Source organism: Streptomyces boluensis, assembly GCF_009908195.1.
Taxonomy (GTDB): Bacteria; Actinomycetota; Actinomycetes; order Streptomycetales; family Streptomycetaceae; genus Streptomyces; species Streptomyces boluensis.
Genome location: NZ_JAAAHS010000457.1, coordinates 1 through 5378, shown reverse-complemented (window position 1 = coordinate 5378; position 5378 = coordinate 1). Strand labels below are relative to the sequence as shown.

Annotated in this window: 5 protein-coding genes; all 5 read right to left on the bottom strand. The window is 71.0% G+C overall.

Features of this window, described 5'->3' with window-relative positions; all coding sequences use genetic code 11:
• Positions 1–16 precede the first annotated feature (16 nt).
• Genes GUY60_RS33625 through GUY60_RS33605 form a run of 5 tightly spaced genes read right to left on the bottom strand, consistent with a single transcriptional unit; the run spans position 17 to position 5268 of the window.
• Positions 17–592, bottom strand: coding sequence for an Rv1363c family protein (locus tag GUY60_RS33625; RefSeq protein WP_246235980.1), 576 nt, complete (start codon positions 590–592; stop codon positions 17–19).
• Positions 589–1863, bottom strand: a complete 1275-nt coding sequence (locus GUY60_RS33620; protein WP_161704817.1) for an MCE family protein — start codon at positions 1861–1863, stop codon at positions 589–591. The genes GUY60_RS33625 and GUY60_RS33620 overlap by 4 nt, the downstream gene beginning before the upstream one ends.
• Positions 1863–3161, bottom strand: coding sequence for an MCE family protein (locus GUY60_RS33615; protein WP_161704815.1), 1299 nt, complete (start codon positions 3159–3161; stop codon positions 1863–1865). The genes GUY60_RS33620 and GUY60_RS33615 overlap by 1 nt, the downstream gene beginning before the upstream one ends.
• On the bottom strand, positions 3158–4291 hold the full coding sequence (locus GUY60_RS33610) for an MCE family protein (protein WP_161704813.1): 1134 nt from the start codon (positions 4289–4291) through the stop codon (positions 3158–3160). The genes GUY60_RS33615 and GUY60_RS33610 overlap by 4 nt, the downstream gene beginning before the upstream one ends.
• A complete protein-coding gene (locus GUY60_RS33605) occupies positions 4288–5268 on the bottom strand; it encodes an MCE family protein (RefSeq protein WP_161704811.1) in 981 nt (326 codons plus the stop codon). The genes GUY60_RS33610 and GUY60_RS33605 overlap by 4 nt, the downstream gene beginning before the upstream one ends.
• Positions 5269–5378 lie beyond the last annotated feature (110 nt).

Sequence of the window (5378 nt, the reverse complement as noted above, 5' to 3'; positions counted from 1 at the left end):
GTCGGGAGGGGTGCGGTCAGCCGACGAACTCGACGCCGGACGTCAGCCAGCGGCCCTTCTCGTACGTCAGGTCCAGTTGCAGCCGGTACGTGCGGGCCTGGCCCTCCGGGGCGGCGGTGTTGGTCACCTTGCTGTCGGCGACCACCAGGACGCGGGCGGAACGCTCGTCGGACCGCGTGATGCCCGCTTCGAGCACCTGGCCCTCGGAGACCGACTTGTTCTTCGCGACGAGCTTCGTCAGCTGTCTGGTCTGCGCCGCGAACTGCTTCTTGAAGTCGCCGGTCGCGCCGTCGAGGACGTTCTCGCTGTCGCGCGTGTAGTGCCGGTAGTCGAGCGAGGTGAAGTTGAGTGCCGACTGCCGTGCCGCGGCCAGGATGTCCTGCTGCCGCTGCTCCGCCGCGCGCTGCTCGGACACCTGGAGGCCGAGCCACCCGGCGAGCGCCGTCGTCACCACGGTGGCCGCGACGAGTCCCGCGGCCAGGGTGCGGCTGCGCCGGGCGGCGCCCGCGAGTCCACCGCCGAGGCGGCGCAACACCCGTACCGGGCGGGCGGGACGGTCTCGGGCGGTACGGGATTCCGGGCCCTCGCTCATGCCATCGGTCCTACGAGCAGCCATTGCCACGAGTCCTTTCCGAAAGCGTTCTGTTCGCCGCCCGTCGAGCCGATCTCGACGGGAGTTCCGTCCGGCCCGACGGTGGCGCCGGTCTCCGGGTCGTAGGGCGCGACGTACGCGGCCGGGTCCGCGCCGCCGGAACGGGACGAGGCGCCGGGCGCGTTCTGCGCGCCCCGCACCGAGGTGTCGCTGCCGCGGGGCTCCGTGCAGCGCGCGCCGGTGTTCGCTGGGCGGTCGCCGGTGTCGGCGGGGTCGCGGCGCTGGGTGCCGTACCCCTGGCGGCACGGCGCCGGCTTGTCCTTGCCCGCGACCAGGCCGAAGTGGGTGGTGCCGTCGCCCGGGACCACGGTGTAGCTGCCCGTGACGTTCAGCGGGAGGGTGACCATGGCCTGCTCCACGCCGGGCAGCCGGGCCCTGGTGATCTGGCCGCCGCTGATCAAGTTGCCGAGCAGGACCGGGAGATGGGTGCGGTTGTCCTTGAGCAGCGAGTCCAGCTCGTGCGCGGCGGGCGCTCCCGCCCCGATCAGCCTGCGGATGTCCCCGTCGCTCGACTTGAGTTCGTCGGTCAGCGCCGCCAGGTCCTCGGAGAACGACTTGATCGACGAGCCCTGCTCGGACTGGGTCCTGAGGACCGTGCGCGCGTCCTCGATCAGCTTGATGGTCTGCGGGAGCGAGTCGGAGGCCGACTCGACCAGCTCGTTGCCGGAGTCCACCAGGCGGCCGAGGTGCGGTCCTGTGCCCGCGAACGCCTTGCCGAGTTCGTCGACGGTGATCCGCAGGTCCTTCTTGCCGACGGAGTTGACCAGGCGGTCGAGGCTCAGCACGAGATCCGTGGTGGGCAGCGGTGCGCGGGTGTCCTCGCGGGCGATCGTGGAGCCGTCCCGCAGCGGCGGCCCGCTGTCGGTGCGCGGCTGCAGGTCGACGTACTGCTCGCCGACCGCCGAGCGGTGCGCCACCACCGCCAGGCTGTCCGCCGGGATGCGCCGCTCGTCCTCGATGTCGAGGTGCACCAAGACCCCGTCGGAGCCGGTGAGCCGGAGTTCCGCGACGCGCCCCACGGGCACGCCGCGGTACGTGACTTCGGCCCCCTCGAAGATGCCGCCGGACTCGGCGAACTCGGCGCGCACGGTGTAGTCGCTGTCGAAGAGGGCGTCGCCGATGCCCGTGTACTGCGCGCCGACATAGCTGCAGCCGACGGCGGTGACCGTGGCGAACGCGAGCAGTTGGGCCTTGACCGTCCGGGTGAGCACTAGGAGATCCCCTTCAGCAGGAGCTCGGCGAGAGCGAGGTCGATGCCGGGCGGGTAACCCTCGTCGCCGCCGTACGCGGAGTACTGGGCGCCGGTGCACACCGGTGGGCAGAGGCCGCTGCCGCCGCCCGGGTCCGACGGGTCGTCCGGCGTGCCCGGCAGCTTCGGCTCGCCGGGCAGGTCGGGGGCGTCGGGTACGTCCGGGGCGCCGGGGACATCCGGCAGGTCGGGGAGGTCCGGCTTGTCGGGCAGTTCGGGCTTGTCCGGGCCGCCTGGCGCGCCCGGCTTCTCGGGCTCGTCGGCGAGGTTGCCGTAGATGCTCGCCAGGTCGAGATCGGCGGTGATCTGGAGGTTGACGTAGTCGCCCTTGATGGCGCCGGTCGCGCTGCGCGGGAAGGGGTACGTCGTCAGGAGCTCCAGGGAGTTCGGCAGGTTGTCGCCCGCCTTGTTCAACTGCTCCAGAATCGGGCGGAGTTGGCGCAGGTTGGCGACCATGTCCGAGCGGGACGCGTCGATCACCTTGGTGCCCGTCCGGCCGAGCTTTGACAGGGACGTGAGCATCGTCGTCAGGTCCTCTCGCTGGTCGGCGAGCACCTTCAGGGCGCCGGGCACGGTGTCGACGGCCGCGCCGATGGTCTTCTTCTCGTCCTTCAGGCGCTTCGCGAGCCGGTCGATGCCCTCGAGCGCCCGCACGATGTCCTTGCGCTGGCCGTCGAGGCCGCCGATGAACGTGTCCAGCTCCTTGAGGAGCGACTTGACCCGGTTCTCCCGGCCGGTCAAGGCCTTGTTGAGCTCCGTGGTGACCGTCTTGAGCTGGGCCACACCGCCGCCGTTGAGCAGCGCCGACAGCGCGGAAAGGACCTCCTCGATCTCCGGGTTGCGGCCGCTGCGCGACAGCGGGATGCGGGCCCCGTCGCGCAGCCGGCCCACGGGGTCGCCCTGCGGCGGGGCGGACAGCGCCACGTATTTCTCGCCGAGCATGCTGGTCTGCCGCAGGTCGGCCACCGCGTTGCCGGGCAGCTTCACCTTCCGGTCGACGCGCAGCCGTACGCGGGCGTGCCAGCCCTTGAGCTCGACCTTCTCGACCGCGCCCACCGTGACGTTGTTGACCTTCACGGCGGACTGCGGCACCAGGTCGAGGACGTCCCGGAACTCGACCGTCACCCGGTACGCGTCCGGGTCGTTCGCGGCGCCGCCGGGCAGCTCGACGTCGTACAGGCCGCCGAACTCGCAGCCGGCGAGCAGCAGCGTGCCGATCGCGGTCCAGGCGGCTGTCCCGCTCTTGCGCAGTGCGCTCATGAAGCGACCTCCAGGATTCCGCCGAGCGTCCGGTCGGCCGGCGCCGAGCCGGTGGACGGCTTCGGCTGCGACAAATCCGGCAGCGAGTCGAAGAGTTTCTTCAGGTCCGCGCACTCGGAGGCCTGCCTCTTGCCGGTGGTGCCGAGCAGCGAGCACAGCAGCGCGGCCGGGTCCTGCGCCTGCTCGGCGTTGTTGCGGGTGTCGAGAGTGCCCGAGCTCGCGTTGTACGCGTTCTGGAGGTTCCCGAGGCCCGTCGGTGCGGTGTCGAGGATCTCGGCGAGCGCGTCCTGCTGGGTGACGAGGACCTTGGTGACCTTGGCCAGCCCCTTCACATCGGACGTCAGCGCCTTCTTGTTGTCGCGGACGAACTCGCTCACGTCGGCGAGCGCGACGCCCAGGTGCCGCAGCGCCGCCGCCAAGTCCTTGCGCTCTCCGGCGAGTTGGTCGGCCACCTTGGTGAGGCTGGTGTTGAACGACCGGACGCTCTTGTCGTCCTTGGCGAGCACGGACGTGAACACCTGCAGGTTCCGGACGGTGCCGAACAGGTCGCCCTTGCTGTCGGACAGGGTGGTGACGGCCTTCGACAGGTCCTCCACGGTCCGGTGCATGTTCTCGCCCTGCCCGTCGAGGTTCTCCGCGCTCACCCCGAGCAGCCGGGCGAGCGAGCCCTCCTTGTTGGCGCCTTCCGGCCCGAGCGCCTCCGACGTGGTGTGCAGACTGTCGAAGACGCGGTCCAGCTCGACCGGCACGGCCGTACGGCTCTGCGGGATGACGGCGCCGCTGCGCAGCTCCGGGCCCTTGCGGTACACGGGCAGGAGCTGCACGTAACGGTCGCTGACCACCGAGGAGTTGATGATCGCGGCCTTCGCCCCGGCCGGCACCTTGCGTTCCTCGTCGTACGAGAGGACGACCCGCACCCGCTCGCCCTCCGGCCTGATCTCCTCGACCTGGCCGATCCGGACGCCGAGCACCCGTACGTCCGAGCCGGGGTGGATGCCGACGGTGCGCGGGAAGTACGCCGTGACCCGCACCGGCTCCGCGCGCGGCCACAGGGCCACGGTGAGTGTGGCCACCAGGGCCAGGGCGAGCAGAACGGCCGTGCGCCGCAGGAGTTCTGTGCGTCGGCTCATCGTGAGTCTCCCTTCCGCGGGACCACCGGGGCGGCGACCAGGTTCTGGATGTAGCTGTCGAACCAGCGGCCGTTGCCGAGGGTGTTGGAGAAGACGCGCACGAACGGTGCGAGCAGCGCGACGCTGCGTTCCAGGCTCGAGTAGTTGCGTTCGAGCATCCCGACCACCCGGTCGAGGCCCTTCAGGGCCGGGCCGATCTGTTCGCGGTTGTCCTTGACCAGGCCGGACAGCTCGATGCCGAGGGCGGCCGAGCCTTTGAGCAGTTCGTGGATCGCGGCCCGCCGCTTGGCGATCTCGGTGAGGAGCTTGTCGGCGTCCTTGACGAGCGTGGAGAACTCGTCGGAGCGGTCGGCGAGCACGCCGGTGACCCCGTTGGCGTGGTCGAGGAGTTCGCGGAGCTTCGCGTCGCGTGAGGCGACCGTGCGGGAGATCTTCGACAGGCCCTTGATCGACGCCTTCACCTCGGCGGGGGAGTCCTCGAAGGTGGTGGAGATGGTGTCCATCGCCTGCGCGAGGCGGGCCGTGTCGACCTGCTCCGTCGTGGTGGTCAGATCGCTGAAGGCCGTCACCACGTCGTACGCGGGCGTCGTGCGCCGCACCGGGATCTCGCTGCCCGGCTCCAACTGGCCCGGCCCCTCGGGCTCGAGGGACAGATACTTGGCGCCCAGGATGGTCTTGATCCGGATGGCCGCACCGGTGCGCGTGCCGAACGCGGGGTCGCCCTTGACCTTGAAGGTGACCTTCACATGGTCGCCGTCCAGGTCGACCTCGTCGACCTTGCCGACCTTCACCCCGGCGATCCGCACCTCGTCGCCCGGCTTGAGCCCGCCGGCCTCCGAGAAGGCCGCGCTGTACGTCTCGCCGCCGCCGATCAGCGGCAGGCTGTCGGCGTTGAACGCGGCGGCACTGAGCAGGCCGAGGGAGGTGAGGCCCACGACGCCGATCACCATGGGGTTCCGCTCGCGGAAGGGGGTCATACGGCGCAGCACGCGACGCCGGGGCCCGGACTCCTCGGACGCGCGCGCCCCTTCCTGTCGCGGCCGGGACGGGGACAGCCGGGACAGCCGGGACGGCAGGGGCAGTCGGG